Origin of the sequence: Mesorhizobium sp. LSHC420B00, assembly GCF_000503055.1 — a bacterium.
Classification (GTDB): Bacteria; Pseudomonadota; Alphaproteobacteria; order Rhizobiales; family Rhizobiaceae; genus Mesorhizobium.
On record NZ_AYVY01000010.1, the window covers coordinates 44,011 to 67,452 of the forward strand.

A 23,442-nucleotide genomic window follows, 5' to 3' on the forward strand; every position below is an offset into this window, starting at 1 on the left:
ACGGCAACCCTTTGCCAATCGAAACCGGCCGCGGCCACCTTTTCCTGTGCGCTATTGCAATTCGGCCAGCAAGGCTTGTGCCTCGGCAAGGTTCTTTGCGGAGCCGGCGGCAAGGTCGTCCATCTTGCCATCCCGAAAGATGACGAGCGCATGCTGGCAGGCGGCTATCGCTTCCTCGGCCATTGCCTTCTGCTTGCGAGCAGCACCCAGATCGGTAAGCACGTCGCACAGGCTGTCCTCGGTGAAAGCGATGCCCGGCACCGAACCGATCTTCTTCTGCACGGCGATGGCCTCGCGCAGGATCGGCACCGCCTCCTCGAATTTGGCGACGTTGTTTCCGGCGCGGCCGGCGAGCGTCAGCTGATAGCCGATCTCGTTTTGCATGCTCGCCCAGCGCTCGGGGTCGCGGTCGCGGTCGACCTGGTCTGCCAATGCTCGGTAGACGGCGACCGCCTCGTGGAACAAAGCCGGCGAAGGCTCTTTCGCGCCGATCATGCCAAGCACATTGGCCAGGCTTGCCTGCGTGCTGGCCCAACGTTCGGGGGCGCGGTCGCGCGAGCGCACGCTCTGGATCGAACGATAGATGCCGGCCGAACGCTTCAGCAGGGCAACGTCGTCGCGCCAGTAGCCCAGCGTCGAAAGCGCGCTGGCCAGATTGGTCTGGTTGCGCAGCCATTCGTCGGCATCCCTGTCGCGGCTTATCACCGTCAGTGCCGCCTCATAGGCCTGGACAGACTTGGCCATGGCGTCCGGGTCGGAACTGGCGTTTGCCTGCATCATGCGGGCATTGCCGAGGTCGCCTTCGACCGAAGCCCAGAGCGAGCGGTCGGGCAGCGTGGCATAGACGGCCAGTGCCTTTTCATGCGCGGCCGCCGCCTTCTGGTAGAGCGACGGGTCATTGGCGCTGCCGGCAAGGTAGTAATAGGCGCTGCCGAGTTCGTTCTGCAGCTGGGCGTGATCTTCCGGCACCGTGGCGAGGTCGTAGAAGGGCAGCGCCGCTTCAAGCGCCGTCGCCGACTGGTTGAACGCTTCGCCGTCCTGCGTGCGGTCGCCCAGAACCAGGAGCACATGGCCGAGACCCCATTGCGTTGCCGCCCAAGCGTCGGGGTCGCTGTCACGGCTCTGCACTTCGAGCGCCGCGCGATAGGCCACCGCCGAGCGCTGGAGCGCCTCGTCCGAACCGCCATCGGCCTTGCCGAGCATGGAAAGTGCTGCGCCCAGCCGGTACTGCGTCTTCGCCCAGTCCTTCGGGGCACTCTCCTTGGTTCGCACGGTGAGCGCTGCATCATAGGCGGCGACCGCTTCTTCAAGGATCGCTTTGTCGCGAGCACGGTCGCCCCAGGTCGACAGCGTGTTGCCGAGACTGTGCTCTATTGAGGCGAATTCGAGCGGCGCGGCGGCGACGGTATAGACCTGCGAGGCCTCGCGATAGGCGGACGCCGACTTCCGGAGATAGTCGATGCCGGTGTCCCGATCACCAAGCGTCGCATAGACCGAGCCCAGATTCTGGTTCAACGAAGCCCAGTCGAGCGGCAGCTTTTCGCGCGGATATTCAGAAAGTGCGGCCTCATAGGCAGCGACCGCCTTGAGCAGCGCGTCATTGCCGGCCTGCCTGGCGCCGAGACGCTGCAAGGCATTGCCAAGCGTCAACTGGCCGTTTGCCCAGCTGGCCGGCGCATGGTCGCGCGTCCACACCGTCAGTGCGGCCTCTGCCGCCTCCCGAGCACGCTGAAGCGTAGCAATGTCGCCATTGATCTGGCCGATCGATTCCAGCGCCGAACTCAAATTGTTCTGGATCGTCGCCCATTGCGCCGGCGCGCGCTCGCGCGTCATTTCCTCCGTCGCCGCCTGATAGGCGGCAACGGCCTGCTCAAGCGTCGGTACGTCTTGTTCACGCTCCCCGAGGAGGAACAAGGCCGCGCCGAGATTGACCTGGCTCAACGCCCAGTCGAGCGGCACGCGCTCCCTGCGGTATTCGGTCAGCGCGGCGCGATGCGCTTCGATGGCGGCGCGAAAGCTGTCGCTGGTGGCTTGGCGCTCACCCAGTTCGGAGAGCACGATGCCGAGATTATTCTCAGTCGCCGCCCATTCGAGCGGCAGCTTTTTCGACACTTGCACCTCGAGCGCCGCGCGGAACGAGGCAACGGCATTGTCGAGCAACGTCGTGCCGTTCTCGCGCTGGCCGAGCCGCCAATAGACGGTGCCGAGATTGCCTAGCGTCGAGGCCCAGTCGTCCGGATTGGCGTCGCGCGTGTAGACGCTCAGCGCCTGATCGAAGGCGGCTGCCGCTTTGTCGAGGTCTTCGCGACCGGCCTCGCGCTCGCCCAGCGTCGACAGTGTGGTGGCGAGATTGTTTTGCGTGGCCGCCCATTGCCGCGGGCTGTTTTCGCGCGACACATAGGTCAGCGCCTTTTCATAGGCAGCGACCGCCTGCACCAGAAAGGCGTTGTCGCCCGAGAAAGAACCATGCGCGGAGAGCGCCTGGGCCTCGGCTGCCTTGTAGAACCAGGCTTCATGGTCGTCCCATTTCTCGACCTGCTCATAGGCCTTGGCATAGTCCTGGGCTGCCGCCTGATAGCTGAAGGAGATTTCGTAGGTTTTGGCGCTGTCGCCGAAAACCTCGGCAAACTCGAAACGACGCGCCTTGAGGTCGGCTTCAGCCCGGTCGACGGTCTTCGACAGTTCGCCAACGCGGGCCTTGGCCTGTTCATGGATTTTCTGCGCTGCTTCCAGCGCGCCTTCCTGCACCGCTTGTTCGGCCAGTTTTGAAAGCCGGACGATTTCCGGATCCTGGCTCTTCAGCGTCGCCTGCTCGGCCAGTACCTGTTTCAGCCGCTCGGTCTGGCCGCGCAGCAATGTGTCGAGTTCGGCTGCATCCCTGGGTGTCTCGGTGCCCAGCGTCTTCAGCATGGCGTAGAGCGCGTCCATCGGTACGCCGCCGTCGCGGGCGATCGTCTCGATCTGGCGGCGTTGCGGGTCGGGCAGCGTCGAGATCGTCAGCAGCAGCCGGCGGCGCTCTGTGAGGATCTCGCCCTCCTCGCCTTTCGGCACCTCGGCGGGCGTGCCGAAATAGAGCAGCCGGCGCAGGCTCTCATTGACCCAGGGCCGCTGCCGGCCGCCGGTCTTGAGATAGACCTCCTCGCCGACCATGCGCAGCACAGTGCCGAATTCCTCGCCGCCCATCGTGTCGATGTGACGCAATATGGCTGCCGCGTAGGGGCTGTTGCCGTCGGCGGGACCGTCGAGCGCCACCTTGCCGGGCTCGGCGGCAAAGCCGATGACTTGGCCCAAGCTGTCGTTGCCAGAACCGCTGTCGTCGGCCGAACCCTTGGCCGGCGCGCTGTCTTTTAACGCCACAACGCTGCGGGTTTCGCCGAGGCCGCCGGCGCCGATCGGCTTGCCGGCTTCACCCGCTTGAGTTTCAAAAGCGTGCCCGGCGGAAACGGGTCGTTGCGGCAGGCATCGAGCAGCACGATGGTGACCGGCACCTTGGCCTTCAGTTCGGCCACGATCGACGACAGCGGGACCAGCTTCTCGCCGGCATCCTCGAGCGCCGCAATGTCGGCATCGACGGGCACCAGGAAATTCTCGCCACCGGCTTCGATGCCATGGCCGGAATAGTAGATAATGGCGACGTCGGCACCCTCGGCATCGTCGACGAAGCCTTCGAGGTCGCGCCGCAATTTGCGTGCGTCGCGATTGGTCGCGACATCGGTTTCGAAGCCGAGCCTGTCGAACATCTCCTCGATGGCGCGGGCGTCGTTTTCCGGATTGGGCAGCTTGCCGACATGCTCATAGTCGGACTGCCCGATGACGAGCGCGACGCCTTTTAGCGCCTTCGGCTCCTCGCCCCGAGCAGGAACCAGCGCGCACAAAAGCAGCGCGGCAAACGCCACGCCTATGCGCCCTGTTGCACCTGGAAACAACATCGCCCACCCCAACCCAGCGTGCAATCTTCCACAGCGCCATGGCATCATGATGGCCGGCGCTTGGCAAGTGTTCGGGCAAGAGGTGTTCTTGTCGTGGCCTGTCGTGCCGCTCCGTTGCGATCTTCGCGCCCCTCCCTCGCCCAGCGCTGCGCCGCCGCTACTTGTTTGTTGACAGCATGCGAGGCCCACATGTGGAATTTGGCAGCAGAGAGCTGGAGGCTCCTCAAGCAGAGCGTCCTCGGCTTCATCGATGACAATGCGCTGAGCCATGGGGCGGCGATAGCTTTTTATGCCACGACCTCGCTTGCGCCGATCCTGCTGATCGTCGTCGCTATCGCCGGCATGGCCTTCGGGCACGAGGCGGCACAACTCGCCCTTTCGGCACAGATCGCCGGCCTGATGGGACCGCAAAGTGCCGAGCTGCTGCAGGCGACGATCGAAAACGCTTCGCAGAAGGAAGCGGGAACCCTTGCCAGCATTCTGGGGCTGGTCACGCTGTTCGTCGCCGCATCCGGCGTGTTCGGCGAAATGCAGCTGGCGCTGAACGAAATCTGGAAAGTCAAACCGAGGGCAGCAACGATCTCACGGCTGGTGCGGGCACGCATTGCAAGCCTGGGCCTGGTCGCCGCTCTCGGTTTCCTGCTCCTGGTGTCCTTGGTTGTAAGCGCCGCGATTTCGGCGCTCGGAGACGTCATCAACGCCTATCTGCCGTTCGGCACCATCATCCTGAGCGCGGTCAACGGGATTGTCTCGTTTGCCCTGATCGCGCTGCTGTTTGCCGCGATCTACAAGGTGCTGCCCGACCGCAGTCTGCAATGGCGCGATGTCGGCCTTGGCGCCGTCGTCACCGGGTTTCTGTTCACCATCGGCAAGTCGCTGATTGGCTGGTATATCGGAACCAGCGCTTTCGCATCGTCGTACGGCGCGGCCGGCGCCCTGCTCGTCGTGCTGTTGTGGGTCTATTATTCGGCCGAGATATTTCTGCTGGGCGCCGAATTCACGCGAGCCTATTCGGTTCGACACGGCAGCCGGTCCGATTTGAAGAACAAGGTGGAATTGCATGACAAATGAGTTCACGCCGAAATTCGACCTGGCCGGCAAGGTGGTGCTGGTCACCGGCGCCTCGCGCGGCATCGGAGGCAGCGGCAGGCGGACTGCAGTGGTCAAACCTGGTGTCCGGCTTTCTCATTCATTGCCGGCGAGCCAACGGACCATGTTCGCCGTCAGTTTTCCGTAGAACGGCCATGCGAGAAAATCCTGCGAGAGCCAATGCGGGCCGATATCGGTTGCCCAGGCAATCGTGCGGCCGCGGCCGTGGCTGCCGACGGCAAGGAGCGTCCAGTCGGTGCCGCGGTGGTGGCAGGTCGCCAGAAGCCGGGATGAACCGTCGCGCCTGAATTCCAGCTTGTTCATGCCGAGGATCGGCGGCAAAGGCCCCTCCACCCCGGAAAAAATCGGATGTGACGGCTGCAGGATGGAGGCCTGCAGGCCTTGCGGCACCTCCATGCCGTCGCAGTAGGGTAGGCAACGGACCGGCAGAACGTCCTCGACCGGGGTGTCGTGGAACCGCGCCGTCCCGAACATGCCCTGAAAGCCCATATAGCCGCCGGCTAGCATCAGCCCGCCGCCACCTTCGACATAGGCTTTGAGCAGATCGAGGCGGTTGACGCCGACACGCCCGGCGCGGGCATCCGGCGTCACCAGCAATGTCAGGGCGCCGACGTCGGAGATCACCACCGCCTGATATTGGGCGAGCCCATCGAGGTCATAGGGAAACTCCGCGCTGCAACGCTCACCGCCGATCTGCGTGACGGCGATGCCCTCAGTGGCCAGCGCGGCATTGAAGGCCGTCGCGCCATTTGTCGAGGTCGCACTTGTAAGCACATCGCTACCGACGGCGACCGACGTCGTCGCCGCAAAGGTTTCGCCCGCAAGCAATATCTTCATTGCCGCCCCCGCACTGTTTTCATTCGAGAGGTTTAGGAGGGCGCCGGTTGGACCGGCGCCCCGCGGAGTTCGAACTCCAAAGGATCAGAACTTGAACTCGGCCAGATTTTCGGGGGTCACGATCTTGGCTGGACCAAGGATCAGTTCGCCGCCGGCGCCAATCGTGTATTCGCCGAGCCTGCCTGCCGTGAACTTCTCACCCTCCTTTCCGGTGATCTTGCACTGCGCAAGCGCCTGGGCCGTCTGGTAGGTAAGATAGCCAAGATCGGTGACGTTCCACCAGATATCCTGGGCCGCCCCGTCCTTGATGTATTTCGAGATCAGAGTAGCCGGCGCGAGGCCGGTCAGCTTGACCTTGCCGATCATGCCCGCCTCCTCGAGCGCACGCGCGGCCGCCGGAAGGCCGATGCCTGCCGGGACGATGATCACCTTGAGATCGGGAAACGCCTGGACCAGCGCCAGCGCCTGCTGCTGGTTGATTTGTTCGCTTTCTTCGCCATAGGCCACCTGCACCAGCTTCATTTTGGAGAACTTCGGCTCGGCAGCTATCTTCGCCTTCATGAAGTCGATCCAGGCGTTCTGGTTGGTCGCCGTCGGCGTCGACGACAGGATCGCGAATTCGCCTTCACCGCCGCTGAGGGCGAATGCACTTTCCAGCATCATCTCGGCGAGACTGTCGCCCTTGACCTGATTGACAAATGCCGCGCGAGCATCGGCGGCCACATCGGAGTCATAGGAAATCACCCTGACGCCCTGCTGAACGGCGCGCTTCAGCGCCGGCGCGACGGCATTGGCGTCGTTGCCGGCAATTGCGATGACCCCGACCTTCTGCGACACGAGGCTGTTGATGAATTCGATTTGCGCCTCGGCGGTCGCCTGCGATGGGGCGACCTGGGTAGCGGTGCCGCCAATTTCCTTGGCTGCCTCTTGTGCACCTCCAAAAGCCACTTTGAAGTAGGGGTCTGTGTCGAGCTTGGGCAGGAAACCGACCGTTACGGGTTCCTTGGCGCATTCCTGGCTGAAGGCCAGCGAGGTTGGCGCGAGCAGAACCGCGGATGCGAGCAGGGCTAATCTAAACGCTTTCATTGTGACTCCTCCGTCAAAATTCGGGCTTAAAGGAAGGGGCCCGAGATCACCCCTTTGTCTCGCGCATTGCGCGGGATCTGCTGAGCAGCTCCTGTGTGGAGCGCCAGTAATTGCCGACCAGCAGCGAGCCGATCAGAAGCAGGCCAATGATCATGCCCTGCGCGTCGCCGCCGATCTGGTTCAGCGCCAGCACGTTACGGATGATGGCGATCAGGACCAACGCCAGCATGACGCCGGTCAGGCGGCCCTTGCCGCCAAAGACGCTGACGCCGCCGAGCAGCACGATGGTGATGACGTCGAGCTCCATGCCGAGCGCATTGTTGGCGCGGGCATTGGACAGGCGCGCGGTATAGACGATGCCGGCTATCGCCGCGACGACGCCCGAGACGACGAACAGGTTCAGCACCATCCGGCGCGTGTTTATGCCGGAATAGCGCGCCACCTCGGGGCTGCCGCCGAGCGCGTAGATGCGCTTGCCGGTCGGCGTCTTCTGCAGCACGACCGCAAACACCGGCGCCAGCGCCAGGAAGGGGACGATGGTCCACGGTATCTCGGTGCCCGGCAGATTGTTGATGCCGAAATCCACGACCGCGGGCGGCAGGATGTTGACCGAACCGGTGCCGAGCAGGATGTAGCCAATACCTCGATAGAGCGCCATCGTGCCGAGCGTCACCACCAGCGACTGCAGTCCAAGGCCCGAGACCAGGTAGCCGTTGAAAGCGCCGAGCAGGCCGCCGGCGACGAGCGTCAGCGGGATTGCGGCAAGCGTCGGCACGCCGGCCTGGACCAGCAAGCCAAAGACGACGGACGTCAGCGCCAGCACCGAGGCGATCGACAGGTCGATTTCGCGGGTGATGATGAGCAGCGTCATCGGCAGGATCAGCAATGCCTTTTCCGAGGCGCTGGCGGCCAGTTGCGAGAGATTGAAGCCGGAAACGAAATTCGGCACGAAGATCGCCGCGTAGAGGAAGATGGCCACGCAGGAGGTCGCCAGCAGCAGATCCCAGAAGTCGATCGAACGGAGGAACTTTCTCACCGCGCCCTCGCCTGTCTTGCCTGCTCGGCACGCCGCACGATGAACGTGTCGATGCCGATGGCGACCAGGATCACCAGGCCGTAGACGCCCTGCAGCCATAGCGGGTCGACGCGCACCAGCGTCAGCCCGTTCTTGATGACGAGCAGCGTGAGCGCGCCGAGGATGATGCCGAGCAGCGTGCCCGAACCACCGCGGATGGCGACGCCGCCGACCACCGCCGACGCGATCACGGTGAGTTCGAAACCGAGCGCGACGCGGGCATCGATGGTCGCATAGCGGGATGCCCACAGCGCACCGCACAGGCCGCCGAGCAGGCCGGCCATGCCAAAGGCCAGCAGAATCCGCCGGTCGACGGGGATGCCGATAAGACGCGCGCCGTCGGGATTGGAGCCGGCGGCAAACAGTTCGCGCCCGATGGCGGTGCGATAGAGCAGCACATAACCCAGGCACAGGATGACGATCGCGATAATGACGATCAGCGGCACGCCGGCGATCTTCAGGCCGGTCATGTCGAGCCAGGCTTGCGTGACTTCGTCGGCGCTGATCTGGTCGCCGGCTGCCCAGATCGAGTTGAAGCCGCGGAAGATCGACATCGAGGCCAGCGTGACGACGATCGCCGGGATCTTTCCCCTGGTAACGACAAGGCCGTTGATCAGGCCAGCGACACCACCGACCGCGCATGCGGTCATCAGGCCAATGCCGATGTCGAGCCCTGGATAGGCCTGGACCATGCTCGCCGCCATGTAAGCCGACAAGCCGATCACCGCGGCGATCGAAAGGTCGATGTTGCGGGTGATCAGCACCAGCATCTGAGCGAGTGCTGCAACTACCAGCAGGGCTGCATCCATCGACACGGCGGTCAGGTTTGCCGCACTCACCATGCGCGGATTGATAATGGTGACCGGGATGGCGACCGCCAGCATCGCGGCGAGCAGGCCGAACTCCCGCCGCTTCAGTATGTCGAGCGGTCCTTTTCTTTTCTCTTCGCTGGCGGCCTGCGCTGCCGGGTCGGCGCGTTTGTCGGCCTTCATCGCGGCTTCCAGCACCTTTTCCTGGGTGGCTTCGCCCCTGGCAAATTCGGCCGTCCGATGGCCTTCGCGCAGGACGATGATGCGGTCGCACATGCCGATGAGCTCGGGCATTTCCGAGGAGATCAGGATGATAGCCATGCCCTGTGCGGCAAGGTCGGCGATCATCGCATGCACTTCCGCCTTGGTGCCGACATCGATGCCTTGCGTCGGCTCGTCGAGGATGAGGACGCGCGGCTCGGTGCGCAGCCATTTGGCCAACACCACCTTCTGCTGGTTGCCGCCGGACAGTTCCTTTACCGGCTGCCCGTAGCCGGAAAAGCGAAGCTTCATCCGCTTCAGCCAGTCCGAAACCAGATCGATCGCGCGGTCCGTGCCGTAGAAGCCGGAGCGAGCTGCCTTGTCGAGCACGGGCAGCACCGCGTTGTCGAGGATCGAAAAGTCCATCACCAGGCTCTGGCCCATGCGATCTTCCGAGACATAGGCGATGCGCGCATCCATGGCGTCGCGTGCCGATGCAAAGTGCACGGCCTCGCCGTCGATCAGGATTTCGCCGGCATCCGGCTGGTCGATGCCGAACAGCACGCGCGCGATCTCGGTCCGGCCGCTGCCGACCAGGCCGCCGAGCCCGAGCACCTCTCCGGCGTGGAGCTTGAGGTCGATGTTGGAAAAGCCGCCGGCATGCGAAAGCCCCCTCGCCTCCAGCACCAGCGCGCCGGTGGCGTGGTTTCGTTCCGGATAGAGGTCGGTCACTTCGCGGCCGACCATCATGCCGATGGCGGCGGCGCGACCAAGCTCGGCCTTCGGCTTGATGCCAATGAGGCGGCCGTCGCGCAGCACCGCGATGCGGTCGGCGATGCGGAAGATCTCGTCCATGCGATGGCCGACGAACATCATCGCCACGCCATGCAGCCGCAGGTCGGCGACGACGGTGAACAGCCGCTCGACCTCGCGCTGCGACAGGGCGGCCGTCGGCTCGTCCATGATCAGCACCCGCGCGTCGAGCGACAGGGCGCGGGCGATCTCGACCAGTTGCTGTTCGGAGGTGCGCAACGTTCCGAGCCGGGTTTCGGCCGGCACGTCGAGGCCGACTGTCGCCAGCACCTTGCGCGCGCCGGCAAGCACGGCAGCGTTGTCGATGCCGCCGAAGCGATCGCGCGGCATATGGCCGAGATAGATGTTTTCCGCCACCGAAAGATCCGGGAAAAGACCGGGGTGCTGGTGCATGACCGAGATGCCGGCAGCCTGGGCATCGTGCGGCGAATGGAAGACCACAGGCTTGCCGTCGACTTCGATATGGCCGCCGGTAGGGAGGTACACGCCGGCCAGCAGCTTCACGCAGGTGCTCTTGCCGGCACCGTTTTCGCCAAGCAGAGCCAGCACCTCGCCTGAGCGCAATTCGAAGGACGCGTCCTTGAGGGCAATCGTGCCGCCGAAGGCCTTTGTCGCCTGAACCAGGGCAACGGGGACAGCCACGTCGCTCTTCACCACGGCATCGGCTTCGCCTAATGCGCCCAAGTGCAGCACCCTTCCTCCCTGGTCCTGTTTTTTCAATTTGCTATATTAAATGGTTTGACGCCGCAACTGGAAAATTGACTTCCATGACCCCGAAGGGCACTGTCGCGTCGCGCACGGGTGCAGCTGGAGTGCTCGACCCAGCAGCCTAAAAGCTGCAGGCGGCCAGAGTGGCTCCGCGAGAATGAATGGGGAGGCGCCGGTTTTGTCCGGAAAAGGCAGCAATTCGGTCAAGGTTCGGCATTACAACGAGCGCTTCGTGCTTGATGCCATCCGCCGTCTGAAGGAGGCATCCAAGTCCGATCTGGCGCGCGCCGCAAATCTGACGCCGGCCGCGGTCGCCACCATTGTCGACGGGCTGGAGTCGTCCGGATTCGTAAAGCAAGTGGGAAAAAGGTTCGGGCAACGCGGATCGCCGTCCACCCTCTACCGGCTTACACCGGAGCGCATCTACAGCGCCGGCATCAAGATCGGCCGGCGCGCGCTGGAGGCCGTGCTCGTCGACTTCGCCGGCGAGGTCCGCTCGCGCGAGTCGCACGAATATCGCTTCCCGGATCCCGACATGGTGCTCAAGGCCGGCAACATGTCGCTGGCCAATTTCGACAAACTGGTCGAGGGGCTTGGCGATGCCAGCATCGTCGGCGTCGGCATCGCGTCGCCATATTTCCTCGGCGGCTGGAGCGAGGAGCTCGGCTTTCCCGACGACCTCGGTAGCCGGTGGGAAGCAATCGATCTGACGACTTTCTTCGCCACAAAGCCGAAGACCCCGGTCTTCGTGGAAAACGACGCGTCATCGGCCGCACTGGCCGAGCTCATCCAGGGGACTGGCGCGCGGTTCCGCGACTTCATGCATATTTCGATCGACACCTTTGTCGGCGGCGGACTGGTGCAAGGCGGCAAGGTCCACACCGGGCCGCACGGCAACAGTGCCGCGCTCGGTCCTTTGCCGGTCTCGCCTTCAAGCCTCGATTCGGTGGCGGCCAAGCCGGCGCGCTACCAGAGCCTGCTGCATCGCGCTTCGATCTATGTGCTGGTCAATCATCTCAAATCGCGCGGCATCGAAATCAACCGTGTGCGCGAACTCGATCCCTTGCCGCCGGGTGCGCGCGAGCCGCTGTCCGAATGGATCGACGATTGTGCCAATGCGCTGGTCGAGGCGATTATCGCCATCACCTCCGTCATCGACATCGAGGCGATCGTCCTCGACAGCATCCTGCCGCGGCCGATCCATCTCGAGCTGTTGGCAAAGGTGCAGACCCAGTTCAACAGGATCAGCGCCATCGGCATCGTGGCGCCGGAAATCGTATCTGGACAATTCGGCCCCGAGGCCTCGCCGATCGGCGCGGCGATGCTGCCGTTCTCGGCACTGTTGGCGCCCGACAGCGGCGTGCTGATGATCGGCAAGGACAGAACAATGCTGCTGGGCAGCCTTTCGAGGCTCGCCAGCCAAAGCCAACCAGCGAGAAGCTCGGCGACTTCAACGGGATAGGTTGGCGCTGCGAGAGAGCATCAAGCTCCGGGCATCATCAACATCAGTTCGCAGTCCGGCACGGGCACGGCGGGCTTTTTGCGCCGGCACCGGAACTTTTAGCGGCCGCTGATCTTCATTCGTCACCGACATTGAAATGCCGATCGGTCCGCGCTCCGCTTCAGTGCGGGCCCAGGAAGCAAAGGAGGAACATATGAACTGGGATCAAATCAAGGGAAAATGGACGCAGTTCAAGGGCAAGGCGAAGGAGCAGTGGGGTGACCTCACCGACGATGATCTTGATCGGATCGAGGGCAACCGAGACCAGCTCTTGGGGCGTATCCAGGAGCGATATGGCATCGCCAAGGAAGAGGCAGAGCGCCAGGTAGATAACTGGTCCAGAAGCATCAGCTGAGCCTTGGACGCAACGCCGTCTGCTGCCCACCACCGGGGTGAACTCTGCGTCGCCCGCCGTGCCGACTGGTGCGGTGGGCTCTTTCGACAGCGAGGCCCGCGAGGAACCTTTAGCCGTATCTAATGTTCTACTTGCGTGGCGGGCTTCGCCCCGGCGTGCGCCCAGCCCGGAGGCGAAGGAGTGCAATCATGAACAACATTATCTGGCTGGTCGGCGCCATCGTGATCGTAATCGCTATTTTGAGCTTTTTGGGTCTGCGATAGCATCTGAGCCCTCTCTTCGAGCCGGCGGCCCGGTCGGCATGGCCTCAGCACACCCAAGCTGGTCAGACTTAGGTCCCAAGCAAGACGCTCCAGGAAGGACCGAAGCCCCGGCTGAGGAACGTAGCCGGCTGGCTCACGTTGTAGTGAGCTTTGGCGCGACCAAGATGCGTCTGGGCGGAAGAGTTCAAGCCAGAGAGGAGAAGCCCGACGCTCCGAACGAGCGTCGGGTTTGGACGCAAATGCAAACGATCAGCCGACTATTCGATTCCCATGCCCAGGCAGCACGTGCTGTTGCCAGGCTTCAGGCCGGCGGGATTCGTCGCCGGCAGATCAGCGTGGTCGGATCTTACAATGACAACGATGAACCGATCAGCGTTGCTGGATATTACAACGATGAGATGAGCGCTCTCTGGCGAGGTGCGGGCGCAGGCGCCGCACTTGGCGCGACGGCTGGTCTGCTGGCCGGTTTTAGCGCTTTTGGAGCTCAGGGCATTGATCCCGCGGGGATGACCGGCATGGCTCTGGTCGGTGCGGCGTGGGGCGGCTTTGGCGGCGGGCTTCTTGGAACCTTCGCCAATTTTGCCCAGAAGCCGGGCAAGCCGAAGATCGCAGAGGGTGTCGTTCTGGTGATGGCCCGCGTCGATGAAAAGCAGGCCGGCGCCGCGCAGGCAGTGCTTCGGAGTTCCGTGGAGATGCCGCGGCGCATCTGCCGTTCCGGACAGATGAAGACGAGCGCTTACACAAATTCAAGCCGGCTCCGCGTCCAATCTGGTGCCCGATGAAGTTTGTTTCGCGAAATGGGAATTCAAACCGGAGGCGCGCGACGAAAGTTTGGCAAACCAACACCTTGGAGGCATGCGGGCTGCTTGCCGTCGTGCTGTCCCTTATCCTTACGGTTTTATTGGCAGGTCTCATCCTTGGCTGAAGCCGTGCCCTTGCCGCCGGCGACACGGTGCCAAGCTCCGGCAATCGGCAACTGGCGAAAGGTGCGGCCAGTTCGAAGGATTAAACCATTCGTGCTAAGCGTTCACAGCTTGTCGCCATAGGAGAGGACGCCGAGATGGACAAACGGGCTGAAGGAGACGCGGAGAGATTGGCTCGAGGCGAGTTCGAGCTCAAAGCCGAACGATATGGCGTGAACGCCTTTCTTCTCGTTGTCGAACTTATAAATCTGCTGGAAAAGCGCGGAACAATCAGCAGCGACGACGTCGCGAAAATAGCCGAGGCCGCCGCACTTGCCGTTGCCGCATCCAGCGAACCCGACATGAACAGCATCAATCTGTTGCAGGCCATCGCCGCCGCACGCCGGCCCAAATAGGGCAAATCCGGCAGCAATCGGCGCGAACCGATAACGCTATATTGAAACTGATCTCGATCGAGCGTCCGGAGCCATATTAATGTGCAATGACTACGAGCAGCACATCGCCTGGGCCGAGTATTGCCGGATGATGGCTTTGCTGACGCTCAATATTCCCAGCCATCAAACCGAACTGGATCTGCCGCAGGCGGATGACATCCACATCAACGACCCCGCGCCTGTAATGCGGGCTGCCGGCAACACAATCGAACTGGCGTCGATGACGTTCGGCTTTCCTCCGGCCGGACCAAAAGGCGGACCTGTATTCAACTTTCGCTCGGAGGGACGACAGTTCGGCAACAGCAAACGCTGCCTTGTCCCGGCGTCGGCATTCTTCGAATTCACGGGAACGAAATATCCGAAAGCCAAGCACAGGTTCACGCTGAATGGCCATCCGTTCATGGCGATTGCCGGGCTTTGGCGCGAGGCTGTCGGCAACAAGCCGCCGACGTTCACGATGCTGACGACCGATCCAAGCCCGGATGTCGCGCCGTATCACAATCGGCAAGTGGTTGTGCTGCGGCCATCGGACTGGGCGGCATGGATCCATCTGAGGAAGTCCGAGGCTGAACTCATGCGGCCGCTGCCGGAAGGGTCGCTCAGAGCGGAAACAGTTCGCGCAGGTTCCGAGTAGGAACCATCGGAAGAGCGTGGAAAAGATTATATGATTGCGCCAACATCGCAGGTAAACTTGTCGACCAAAACTGATGCCGATCTTCTCAGTCCAGCATACGACGGTCTATCGCTATAGCCGGCCGGTGAGGTTCGGCGAGCATCGGCTGATGTTCAGACCGCGCGACAGCTTCGATCAAAGACTCCTGGACCACGCCTTGTCTGTCGATCCCGAGCCGAAAGAGGTTCGCTGGATCCATGACGTTTTCGGAAACTGCGTGGCGGTGATCGATTTCGAGAACCCCGCGAAAGAGCTGCGCTTTGCGACAGACATTCGGCTGGACCACACGCCGCAGCATGCGCCCGATTTCCGTATCGACGAAGCTGCGCTTCACTATCCGTTTTCCTACGATCCCGACGAAGCCGCCGATCTCTCCCAGACGATGGAACGTCAATACGAGGATGACAGTGACGAGGTTGGCAAGTGGGCACGACAGTTCCTCAGTGCCGCAGGGCACACCGGGACCGGCAATCTGTTGATGACGCTTTGCTATGCCCTCCACGAGAGCTTTGTGTATTCCCGTCGAAGCGAGCCAGGGACGCAGCCGCCGCTGATGACGTTGCACCTGCGTCGCGGCACATGCCGGGACTTTGCGCTGTTCATGATGGAGGCGGTTCGTTCGCTCGGCTTTGCCGCCCGTTTTGTGACTGGTTACGTCTATGTGCCGAGCCGCGACAGCGCGACGGTTCTTGGCGGCGGGTCGACGCATGCCTGGTGCCAGGTCTATCTGCCGGGTGCCGGCTGGGTCGAGTTCGACCCCACCAATGGCATTGTCGGCAATCGGGATTTGATCAGGGTGGCCGTGGCCCGGCATCCTCGTCAAGCCATTCCGCTTTCCGGGAGTTATTCGGGAAGCGCGTCGAGCTTTCTTGCAATGACCGTCGAGGTGAATGTGGCGAAGGAGATCGGTGCGTAGGAAAATTAGCATCCGCTGATGTTTTCCCGGAACTGTTTGGCCGACGCGGAGTTTGCCCGGTTGCTGAATGACAACAATCGGAGCGTCGATGCGGATCCGCGCAGGTTACACCCTCACCTACGAATGTCCGCAGCCAACGCCGATGCTGTTGGCGCTCGAAATCCATCCATCGCGCCGGGTCGATCTGTTGACGGAACAGGTCATCGATTTCGATCGTCCCGTCGAAGCACGCGGCTACGTCGACGGTTTCGGCAACGCCTGCACGAGGATCGAGGCGCCCTCGGGCCAGACGACGATCTCAACCACCTTCGATATCTACGATAGCGGCGAGCCCGATGCGGTCGCCGAGCAGGCTGTGCAGCACAAGATCAAGGACCTGCCGGACGAGGTGCTCGTCTTTCTTCTCGGCAGCCGCTACTGCGATACCGATCGTCTTGGAGATTTTGCCTGGGCGAAATTCGGCAATACCGCGCCTGGATGCGCGCGTGTCCAGGCGATCTGTGATTTCGTTCACAATCACATCGTCTTCGATTACCAGAAAGCTGACCCGCTGCGGACGGCTCACGACAGCTTCACCGACCAGGCCGGCGTTTGTCGTGACTTTACCCATTTGGCGATCGCGCTATGCCGTTGCATGAATATTCCCGCGCGGTACTGCACCGGCTATCTCGGTGACATCGGGGTACCGCCGGCGCCGTATCCGATGGATTTCAGCGCCTGGTTCCAGGCCTATCTCGCCGCCACCTGGTTCACATTCGATCCTCGCCACAACCGCCCGCGCATCGGGCGGATATTGATGGCAACCGGGCGCGACGCGACCGACGTCGCCATCTCAACCAGTTTCGGTTTTTCGCGGCTTACCCGTTTCGAAGTCGTGACGGAGGAGGTCCAGGCCGAACCTTCCCTGGCGTCTGTCGAAAATTCCGCGTTCTCACCTTGAGCTGCAAGGTTCGTAGAGGTGGGTCGACGATGTCCCGAGGCCCCTCTGACCTCGAGGTCAGGGCCGCGCCGCATAGTCACGGCGACGCGCGCCATGCTCAGAACGAATGCCCGCACGATATAAGCGCTTCAGCCCCGCTTGACGTAGCCGGCGGTGACCTCGTCTTTGTGGGCGGCGAAAGCTTCCAAGACTTCGGTTTTCTCAGGCTTCGGAATTTTGAAATGATCCAGGGTTCGCCCGAGTTCCGCTGCGACCTCATCGAATTCCGCCGGGGAAATCCGCAGGTCGCGATGCGCCTCCTCGAGGCCGAGCGGCGTCGTGCCGGGCTTGGTGGCGACGAACTTGAAGGGCCCACCAGAAACGTCGCAGACCCACAGCGTGCGCATGAACTTGAGGCCGGGCAACCTTTCAAGGTTCTTGGTGTGCCATTTGCGCAATTGTGGGTTCTTCGACTTCTTGCCGACGATCGGGTTCTTCACGACGGCGTCGCTGAAATGATCGATCACCGCTGCGATGGCGAACACACCCCCCAGCCTCTCATACAGACTTTCTTCAGCTGTGGTTTTCTTGGCCTGGGCGAGTGCGTTGTCGGCAGGCAATACCGCCGTCGACGCGGCGGCCAGCGCCAGCGCGGCAACAACACTTCGTCTTGTCAAAGAGGTCGAAACGGCCGTTTTCATCCCTGGTTCCCTTCGAGGTTAGGCCAGAGCAAGCCGCAGCCTGTCTGGCGGGCTTCATGAAGTGACATTCGGACACACTTTGTCATATTTTAGCATCGTCTAAGGAACTAACGAGCCCTTCGCCCGAATTATTCCGATGGACGGCATTCTCACGGTCAACATGCGTAAAAAGGGCGAAGGCCGCGCGGATGAGGAAGGCTTAAGCACGCGTCGCTGCACGCGGCAGAGGTCGCGAAGCCACTTCGGCCGCATCGGCGGCCCGATCGATGTTGCGGGCACCGTAGTGTTCCTGGCCTCGCTGGCGGCGGTCGCCTGCGGCCAATAGCCTGTGCTTTTCAAAGATCGCTAGCTTCTGCGGATAGGTGATCCGCACCTTTGCGTTGCACCCGTCGCATTTGAAGTGCGCGATTGTTCTTAGTGCAGAGCCCTTTCTTACCGCCGGATGCGAGCAATCCGGACATTCGAATGTGAGCGCGACATCCGATAAGTCTTTGGCTAAGCCCATTTCCATCCCCTTCGCAAGCTCGGTGGCTACACTCTGGCGATTCTCAATGGGCAATTCAGATGCCAAACGGCTGTGCCAAAGCGGGATTAGACCAATTCACCTCGGAACGCCGCAAAGCTAGTGCGCCTTCTCTGTGCCCTTTGAGCGACGAAGAGACCTAACTTCCTCCAGCAGTTCGCGCTCATTGGTAGTCAAGTTTCGGAAGATTGGGACAATCATCACCGCTAAGGCTTCGGCATCCAGGCTTAAAAGGTCAATGTGTTCATCTGCGCAAACCTGATCAAACACGCGTTCACAAATAGCCAAATCGTGAGGGCTGAGGCGAGTGCTATTGAAACGCCGGCGCGACATTTGCGAGCCTTCGACGCCCGCCGCCCTGTTGCAAAAGAAGCGGGCCCTGGCAAGAAACGCGAGTCGTTGAGTGGTTGTTCCCGGCTGCAAGCTTTGCTAAGCCGCCTGCAGCAGGGGCAGACCAGAAGCCTTTCCCCGCACGCATCATGGCGCATGCGAACGGAGCTGTGCGCCGACCTTGGCATCTCAGACATTTTCGAGCGCCCGCCTGAACGGCTCTGGCTACCATGCGCGGACCGATTTTGGACGGCTGGACCGTTGGACTCACGTCAGACACAGTAGCCTGGGGGCAAGACCGCTTCAAACCATAAACGGGGCCGGCTACCCATTTGACGACGCGGAGGAGCCACGCGTTTCGCTGCTGGCACTCGTCATCGCAGCCAATGCCACCGCGACGACCTAGTTCCAATACTTGAAAACTCTCCCGAGACGGTTTGGCATCATGAACAGTCTTCTTTGGCGGCAGGCGCACTAGGGTGGCCCGAAATTGGTCCGCGCCGTAAGGCGGTACATATGCTAATAGCTAATATTGGGTCGAGGGGGCGACCATGAAAAGGGAGGACCAACCATGAAGCCGCATTCCCTCAGCGCCCGCCGTATTAGCCTGCTTATATTCTCGGTGTGTGCTTTCGGGCTGATGACGTCAGTCTCAATGCCCGCAGACAGCAAATTCGCCGTCGAGCCGGTGGTTGAGAAAAAGGTGACGGAACTGCCCTCCGGACCGTTGTACTGGCGGCTGGATAATCTGCCAACGCTGGCGCAGGCCCAAAGCGCGGCGGGCCCGACCTCGCTTGCGGCGGAGATCGCAGGCAAGGTCTGGCTGTTCACGCTTGGACCGAAGGATGGCTCGACAACCGGCGGAACCAAGGTCATCGAGATCGGACCGATCCCTCCGATCAGTGCAAGCGAGTATTTGCTGCGCGTCAACCGCGCCGGTGGAGCGCCCGGCGTCAAGACGAAGATCCATACGCATCCGGGACCGGAGGCCTTCTATGTGCTGGTCGGCAAGGTCGGCCAGAGAACGCCCCACGGAGTGACCTATGCTGAAGCTGGCANCGGAGGCCTTCTATGTGCTGGTCGGCAAGGTCGGCCAGAGAACGCCCCACGGAGTGACCTATGCTGAAGCTGGCACGGCCATGATCGGACACGGGGCCAACACGCCGATGGAGGTGTTCAACGCCGGCACAACCGATCTCGATGAGCTGGCCATCTTCGTGGTCGACGCCAAGCAGCCGTTCTCGTCGCCGGCCAGCCTCGACTGAGGCGACATTTCCCGGGGTGGTACTTCCGCTCTCCACCTGTTNCAGCCGTTCTCGTCGCCGGCCAGCCTCGACTGAGGCGACATTTCCCGGGGTGGTACTTCCGCTCTCCACCTGTTGCAGACAGTCGGTCAACGAGCTGTGAATGTCTGCCCTGGGTCGAACTCGGGTCGTTCAGCGTGGTGGGTTTTGACCCCAACGCCATCGGATTGGGTTCGCCTGACCTGCATAGCCGTCCATTTCCCGCTCGGGGCTCATATTTCCAGCGAGGCCTGACAACGACGGTCCAGGCCTTCATGGGGCGGGAAGTTTCACGATCTTGTCTCTTCTGTAGTCATAGCCGGTCTTCGGAGTTCCGTTGCGATAGTCGTTATAGGTCCAGCGGCCGGTGGCCCAAGCATTGACAAAGTCGGTGCACCACTTCACGCCTCCGGGAGGAGGTCGTCCTCGAACCCATCTCTTTTTCGATGTTACGCCTTTGAGGCAGTGCTGAATTGCAGCGCGCCTCTGTTCCGGACTCTGCAGTTTCGCTCTGCCTGCTTCAAACTGGGTTCTACCATCGCTTTGACAGCCAGCAATCAGCAGTGCTGTTGCGACGATCAATTTGCCGGCGCATTTCAAATGAGGCTCTCCAAATCGGGCACGTCAGTGTACCGCAATTAATTGGCACATGGACCGTCCCGCCACAATCGCTTGGAACGATCAACCGTGCGTCTTCGGCACGCCTGCATCAATTGTGTCGAGCCCCGGCATCTATACACGCCACCGCGAGGTCATCGCGGATGCGATGATGCGGCATGAACGGAACTTGAGAGGTGAAACGGCGAGAGGCGCTCACTTCGGTGGTGGCATCGGCGGCTTAATGTCGGTCCGGTAGAACCAATATCTTGTCCACTCAAAGGGTCCTTTACACACCATCTTTAGGGGTCTGTATTTTGGAGTTTCAAGCCAAGTGGTGCAGCGGTACGACTGGTGTTGGTCGTTGATCATTTTATCATATCTGATGACCACGGTATTTATGCCGTCCAACTTCTCTTCACCGACGCGGCTGCAAGTTCGGTTTATCGGCGTCCCGTCCGGATTCAAGTCGCTGCCCGGAGGACGTGCCGTCGCGATCCAGCGCCCAAAAGGCTGGCGTCGTGAGTATACCATATCGCCTATGTAGATCTCTTCTTGATGCAGAAACCCAGGTTGGTCACCATACCTAATTAAGTGGTCCGTAACCTGAATGGCGGGCGTCCTTAATACTCTTTCGTTGGCTTTGTTTAGAGGACTGCACGCCTCGGCCTCCTGCACATCGCGGGATGCTGTGGAGCCTGGAGCCGCTTTGGATTCCAAAGGCAGACAGATCAAGCAGACTGAAAGGGCGAGGATGAATCGAGCAAAAAGGCTCATCGTCCTTGTAAAGCACGTCCCATCGAGCACCGTGAGATAGACCCCGACTGAATTTACTCCATATCCGGCACGTCACCGCTGGTGAATAGCACGGTCGGCGGGCCGTAGTCACCAAGCGCCGGGTTCGCGTCACGGCTCCATGCGATTACGCCAACGTGCTTCCCTGCGAGCGTCTTAGCGGTGCGGATGGCGCGTTCCTCGCTTTGCTGATCAGCCGGACCAAAGGTGGGAAACAGTTCGCCGTCCTCGCCACGATCGAACGCCACGACGACGATCAGCTTGGGCTGCTTCTGGCCAGGCAGAATATGATCCGACATGGCGGTAAGCTATCACATCACAGAGGATTGAGTCGCGTTCGAGACTCGGGAGGTGAGCGTGCAAGACGATCATTTTTGACAAGCCTGCGCGCGTGGCACTCGGCAGGTCGCGGGGCGCCTATTTTTCGGCAACCTCGCCAACCGTGCACAATCATCATCGAGCAGGTCAAGCGGCCTTGGAAGGTGCGCTAGCGAAAACGATCTGGTGCTGCGAGAGAGGATTGAACTCTCGACCTCTCCCTTACCAAGGGAGTGCTCTACCACTGAGCTACCGCAGCCGCCGATGGCGGGGCTTCTGCCATATCGAACCGGCAAGCGCAAGGCCAAGACAAAGACGGGTTGAAAGGCCGCACCAGGCGATTGTTCCGGACATGGCCATGCCACAATGTTGGCTATCCCTTGATCCGCACGGGCGGGTCGCCGGCCGGGGACGGGACGATGAACGACAAGACAATTTCTCCGAACAAGGATGGTCTACCAAAAAAGGCTGGCCGGAAGGACCGGCTGGCCGAGCAGTTGCGTGCCAATCTGCAGAAGCGCAAGGCGCAATCGCGCTCACGGCGAACCGGCGGGGCCGACCAGCGGCCGGACGGGCTGCAGGCGGCAAAGCAGAAGGATTAACGCGAATCGGCTATGTTGGTCGCCGGTATTTTGGCCAAGGTATCGTGGGCCAACGCGGGGAAATAGCCTGTTTCTTGAACCAAGCCGGCCAATGGTCTAGATGGGCCGCAACTGACTCAACCGATTTAAACCGGCTTTTCGGCCGAGGGGACGCTCTTCATGGATCGCATCAGAATTGTCGGCGGCAACAAGCTTGCCGGAAGCATCCCGATCTCGGGCGCGAAAAACGCCGCGCTGCCGCTGATGATCGCCGCGCTTTTGACCGACGACACGCTGACGCTGGAAAACGTGCCGCATCTGGCCGACGTCGAGCAGCTGATCCGCATCCTCGGCAATCACGGCGTCGACTATTCGGTCAATGGCCGCCGCGAAAAGCAGCATGAGGGCTATTCGCGCACCATCAATTTCTCCGCCCGCAACATCGTCGACACGACGGCGCCTTACGAGCTGGTGTCGAAGATGCGGGCGTCGTTCTGGGTGATCGGCCCTCTGCTGGCCCGCATGGGCGAGGCCAAGGTGTCGCTGCCCGGCGGCTGCGCCATCGGCACGCGGCCGGTCGACCTCTTCCTGGAAGGCCTGCAGGCGCTGGGCGCCGATATCGACGTCGACACCGGCTATGTCATCGCCAAGACCAGGAACGGCCGGCTGGTCGGCAACCGCTACGTGTTCCCGAAAGTCTCGGTCGGCGCCACCCATGTGCTGATGATGGCGGCCTCGCTGGCCAAGGGCGAGACGGTGCTCGAAAACGCAGCCCGCGAGCCCGAGATCGTCAACCTTGCCGACTGCCTCAACGCCATGGGTGCGAAGATCTCCGGCGCTGGCACCGCGACCATCACCATCGACGGCGTCGAGGCGCTGTCGGGCGCCCGCGTCAGGGTGATCCCCGACCGTATCGAGACCGGCACCTATGCGATGGCGGTGGCGATGACCGGCGGCGACGTCGTGCTGGAAGGCGCGCGGCCCGACTTGTTGCAGACGGCGCTGGACATCATTTCGCAGACCGGTGCTGAGATCACGCAGACCAATTCCGGCATCCGCGTCAGGCGCAACGGCGCCGGCATTTCGCCGGTCGACGTGACGACGGCGCCGTTCCCGGCGTTCCCGACCGATCTGCAGGCGCAGTTCATGGGCCTGATGACGATGGCCAAGGGTAAGTCGCGCATCACCGAGACGATCTTCGAAAACCGCTTCATGCACGTCCAGGAGCTCGCCCGGCTCGGCGCCCACATCACGCTGTCCGGCCAGACGGCGATCGTCGACGGCGTGGCGAAGCTGAAGGGCGCGCCTGTCATGGCAACCGACCTTCGCGCCTCGGTGTCGCTGGTCATCGCCGGCCTTGCGGCAGAAGGCGAGACCACGGTCAACCGCGTCTATCATCTCGACCGCGGCTTCGAGCGGCTGGAAGAAAAGCTGTCCGGCTGCGGCGCGGAGATCGAGCGCATTTCGGGGTAACGATAGCAGGCTCAGGTCAGCGCCGCCCCTCATCTGCCTGCCGGCATCTTCTCCCCGTATAGGGACGGGAGAAGGACCGTCTGGCGAAGGATTTCGCCAATCTCCAGCGTTGCGGAGAGGGTGCCGAGGTTGCGGCCAGCCTCTTCTCCCGTCCCTATACGGGGAGAAGATGCCGGCAGGCAGACGAGGGGCGGCGCTGACCGGGGCGATTGCCTGGCCAAGACCTCCGGTGCGGTTGCACGAGCCGGAAAGACCGCCTAACAGAAGGTCGAATAGTCAACTCGCAGGT

21 protein-coding genes and 1 tRNA gene are annotated in these 23,442 nt (G+C 62.0%); 13 read left to right on the plus strand and 9 right to left on the minus strand.

All coding sequences use genetic code 11. The features are described 5' to 3' along the window. Positions 1-51 precede the first annotated feature (51 nt). Both X760_RS55680 and X760_RS77230 read right to left on the minus strand, forming a co-directional pair. Positions 52-3,357 carry a caspase family protein gene (locus tag X760_RS55680; RefSeq protein WP_023719421.1) on the minus strand — a complete coding sequence of 1,102 codons (3,306 nt, stop codon included), beginning with the start codon at positions 3,355-3,357 and terminating at the stop codon, positions 52-54. After that, positions 3,348-3,896 (minus strand): caspase family protein, encoded by a 549-nt coding sequence (locus X760_RS77230; protein ID WP_198030498.1) that lies wholly within the window; start codon positions 3,894-3,896, stop codon positions 3,348-3,350. Before X760_RS77230 ends, X760_RS55680 begins: the two co-directional genes overlap by 10 nt. A gap of 222 nt (positions 3,897-4,118) precedes the next feature. On the opposite strand from X760_RS77230, the gene X760_RS55685 reads away from it, so the two are divergent. Further along, on the plus strand, positions 4,119-5,000 hold the full coding sequence (locus X760_RS55685) for a YihY/virulence factor BrkB family protein (protein ID WP_023719423.1): 882 nt from the start codon (positions 4,119-4,121) through the stop codon (positions 4,998-5,000). Between the two features lie 114 nt (positions 5,001-5,114). On the opposite strand, the gene X760_RS55690 is transcribed toward X760_RS55685, so the two are convergent. From X760_RS55690 to X760_RS55705, 4 genes are all read right to left on the minus strand, one after another. Then, on the minus strand, positions 5,115-5,876 hold the full coding sequence (locus X760_RS55690; protein WP_023719424.1) for a glutamine amidotransferase: 762 nt from the start codon (positions 5,874-5,876) through the stop codon (positions 5,115-5,117). 84 nt (positions 5,877-5,960) lie between these two features. Beyond that, positions 5,961-6,962, minus strand: coding sequence for a rhamnose ABC transporter substrate-binding protein (locus tag X760_RS55695; RefSeq protein WP_023719425.1), 1,002 nt, complete (start codon positions 6,960-6,962; stop codon positions 5,961-5,963). A 46-nt stretch (positions 6,963-7,008) separates the two neighbouring features. Then, positions 7,009-7,998: an ABC transporter permease gene (locus X760_RS55700; RefSeq protein WP_023719426.1), complete on the minus strand. Its 990-nt coding sequence runs from the start codon at positions 7,996-7,998 to the stop codon at positions 7,009-7,011. Continuing rightward, the gene (locus X760_RS55705; RefSeq protein WP_245278605.1) at positions 7,995-10,553 is read right to left on the minus strand and encodes an ATP-binding cassette domain-containing protein; all 2,559 of its coding nucleotides are present in this window, start codon (positions 10,551-10,553) and stop codon (positions 7,995-7,997) included. Before X760_RS55705 ends, X760_RS55700 begins: the two co-directional genes overlap by 4 nt. Positions 10,554-10,746: 193 nt before the next feature. On the opposite strand from X760_RS55705, the gene X760_RS55710 reads away from it, so the two are divergent. The 7 genes from X760_RS55710 (at position 10,747) to X760_RS55740 (ending at position 16,573) form a co-directional block, all read left to right on the plus strand. Further along, positions 10,747-12,030 (plus strand): ROK family transcriptional regulator, encoded by a 1,284-nt coding sequence (locus tag X760_RS55710; protein ID WP_023719428.1) that lies wholly within the window; start codon positions 10,747-10,749, stop codon positions 12,028-12,030. 193 nt (positions 12,031-12,223) lie between these two features. After that, entirely contained in the window at positions 12,224-12,424 is a 201-nt protein-coding gene (locus X760_RS55715) for a CsbD family protein (RefSeq protein ID WP_023719429.1), read from the plus strand. Between the two features lie 502 nt (positions 12,425-12,926). After that, positions 12,927-13,469: a hypothetical protein gene (locus X760_RS55720; protein ID WP_023719430.1), complete on the plus strand. Its 543-nt coding sequence runs from the start codon at positions 12,927-12,929 to the stop codon at positions 13,467-13,469. Positions 13,470-13,747: 278 nt separating this feature from the next. Next, positions 13,748-14,005 carry a hypothetical protein gene (locus X760_RS55725; RefSeq protein WP_023719431.1) on the plus strand — a complete coding sequence of 86 codons (258 nt, stop codon included), beginning with the start codon at positions 13,748-13,750 and terminating at the stop codon, positions 14,003-14,005. A gap of 79 nt (positions 14,006-14,084) precedes the next feature. Beyond that, a complete protein-coding gene (locus tag X760_RS55730; protein WP_023719432.1) occupies positions 14,085-14,678 on the plus strand; it encodes an SOS response-associated peptidase family protein in 594 nt (197 codons plus the stop codon). Between the two features lie 73 nt (positions 14,679-14,751). Next, a complete protein-coding gene (locus tag X760_RS55735; protein ID WP_023719433.1) occupies positions 14,752-15,633 on the plus strand; it encodes a transglutaminase family protein in 882 nt (293 codons plus the stop codon). A gap of 88 nt (positions 15,634-15,721) precedes the next feature. Next, positions 15,722-16,573 carry a transglutaminase family protein gene (locus X760_RS55740; RefSeq protein ID WP_023719434.1) on the plus strand — a complete coding sequence of 284 codons (852 nt, stop codon included), beginning with the start codon at positions 15,722-15,724 and terminating at the stop codon, positions 16,571-16,573. Between the two features lie 128 nt (positions 16,574-16,701). Here the strand turns inward: X760_RS55740 and X760_RS55745 are convergent, their stop codons facing one another. Then, positions 16,702-17,253 carry a group 1 truncated hemoglobin gene (locus X760_RS55745; protein ID WP_023719435.1) on the minus strand — a complete coding sequence of 184 codons (552 nt, stop codon included), beginning with the start codon at positions 17,251-17,253 and terminating at the stop codon, positions 16,702-16,704. Between the two features lie 136 nt (positions 17,254-17,389). Between X760_RS55745 and X760_RS76390 the strand changes: the two genes are divergently transcribed. The 3 genes from X760_RS76390 (at position 17,390) to X760_RS78870 (ending at position 19,371) form a co-directional block, all read left to right on the plus strand. Further along, the gene (locus X760_RS76390; protein WP_023719436.1) at positions 17,390-17,578 is read left to right on the plus strand and encodes a hypothetical protein; all 189 of its coding nucleotides are present in this window, start codon (positions 17,390-17,392) and stop codon (positions 17,576-17,578) included. Positions 17,579-18,677: 1,099 nt separating this feature from the next. Next, positions 18,678-19,232, plus strand: coding sequence for a cupin domain-containing protein (locus tag X760_RS55755; RefSeq protein ID WP_245278606.1), 555 nt, complete (start codon positions 18,678-18,680; stop codon positions 19,230-19,232). A gap of 13 nt (positions 19,233-19,245) precedes the next feature. Continuing rightward, positions 19,246-19,371 (plus strand): hypothetical protein, encoded by a 126-nt coding sequence (locus X760_RS78870; protein ID WP_023719438.1) that lies wholly within the window; start codon positions 19,246-19,248, stop codon positions 19,369-19,371. Positions 19,372-20,816: 1,445 nt separating this feature from the next. Here X760_RS78870 and X760_RS55760 read toward each other — a convergent pair. Next, positions 20,817-21,080, minus strand: a complete 264-nt coding sequence (locus tag X760_RS55760) for a hypothetical protein (protein ID WP_023719439.1) — start codon at positions 21,078-21,080, stop codon at positions 20,817-20,819. 203 nt (positions 21,081-21,283) lie between these two features. After that, positions 21,284-21,358, minus strand: a tRNA-Thr gene (locus tag X760_RS55765). A 160-nt stretch (positions 21,359-21,518) separates the two neighbouring features. Between X760_RS55765 and X760_RS55770 the strand changes: the two genes are divergently transcribed. Further along, positions 21,519-21,701 carry a hypothetical protein gene (locus X760_RS55770; RefSeq protein ID WP_023719440.1) on the plus strand — a complete coding sequence of 61 codons (183 nt, stop codon included), beginning with the start codon at positions 21,519-21,521 and terminating at the stop codon, positions 21,699-21,701. A gap of 159 nt (positions 21,702-21,860) precedes the next feature. Continuing rightward, complete coding sequence (murA, locus tag X760_RS55775; protein WP_023719441.1) at positions 21,861-23,153, plus strand: UDP-N-acetylglucosamine 1-carboxyvinyltransferase; 1,293 nt, start codon at positions 21,861-21,863, stop codon at positions 23,151-23,153. Positions 23,154-23,442 lie beyond the last annotated feature (289 nt).

Coding starts and splice junctions, on each gene's coding strand:
- X760_RS55685 (WP_023719423.1), top strand. CDS start 4,119: ATGTGGAATTTGGCAGCAGAGAGCTGGAGGCTCCTCAAGCAGAGCGTC.
- X760_RS55690 (WP_023719424.1), bottom strand. CDS start 5,876: ATGAAGATATTGCTTGCGGGCGAAACCTTTGCGGCGACGACGTCGGTC.
- X760_RS55695 (WP_023719425.1), bottom strand. CDS start 6,962: ATGAAAGCGTTTAGATTAGCCCTGCTCGCATCCGCGGTTCTGCTCGCG.
- X760_RS55715 (WP_023719429.1), top strand. CDS start 12,224: ATGAACTGGGATCAAATCAAGGGAAAATGGACGCAGTTCAAGGGCAAG.
- X760_RS55720 (WP_023719430.1), top strand. CDS start 12,927: ATGCAAACGATCAGCCGACTATTCGATTCCCATGCCCAGGCAGCACGT.
- X760_RS55725 (WP_023719431.1), top strand. CDS start 13,748: ATGGACAAACGGGCTGAAGGAGACGCGGAGAGATTGGCTCGAGGCGAG.
- X760_RS55730 (WP_023719432.1), top strand. CDS start 14,085: ATGTGCAATGACTACGAGCAGCACATCGCCTGGGCCGAGTATTGCCGG.
- X760_RS55735 (WP_023719433.1), top strand. CDS start 14,752: ATGCCGATCTTCTCAGTCCAGCATACGACGGTCTATCGCTATAGCCGG.
- X760_RS55740 (WP_023719434.1), top strand. CDS start 15,722: ATGCGGATCCGCGCAGGTTACACCCTCACCTACGAATGTCCGCAGCCA.
- X760_RS55745 (WP_023719435.1), bottom strand. CDS start 17,253: ATGAAAACGGCCGTTTCGACCTCTTTGACAAGACGAAGTGTTGTTGCC.
- X760_RS76390 (WP_023719436.1), top strand. CDS start 17,390: ATGGACGGCATTCTCACGGTCAACATGCGTAAAAAGGGCGAAGGCCGC.
- X760_RS78870 (WP_023719438.1), top strand. CDS start 19,246: ATGATCGGACACGGGGCCAACACGCCGATGGAGGTGTTCAACGCCGGC.
- X760_RS55760 (WP_023719439.1), bottom strand. CDS start 21,080: ATGTCGGATCATATTCTGCCTGGCCAGAAGCAGCCCAAGCTGATCGTC.
- X760_RS55770 (WP_023719440.1), top strand. CDS start 21,519: ATGAACGACAAGACAATTTCTCCGAACAAGGATGGTCTACCAAAAAAG.
- murA (WP_023719441.1), top strand. CDS start 21,861: ATGGATCGCATCAGAATTGTCGGCGGCAACAAGCTTGCCGGAAGCATC.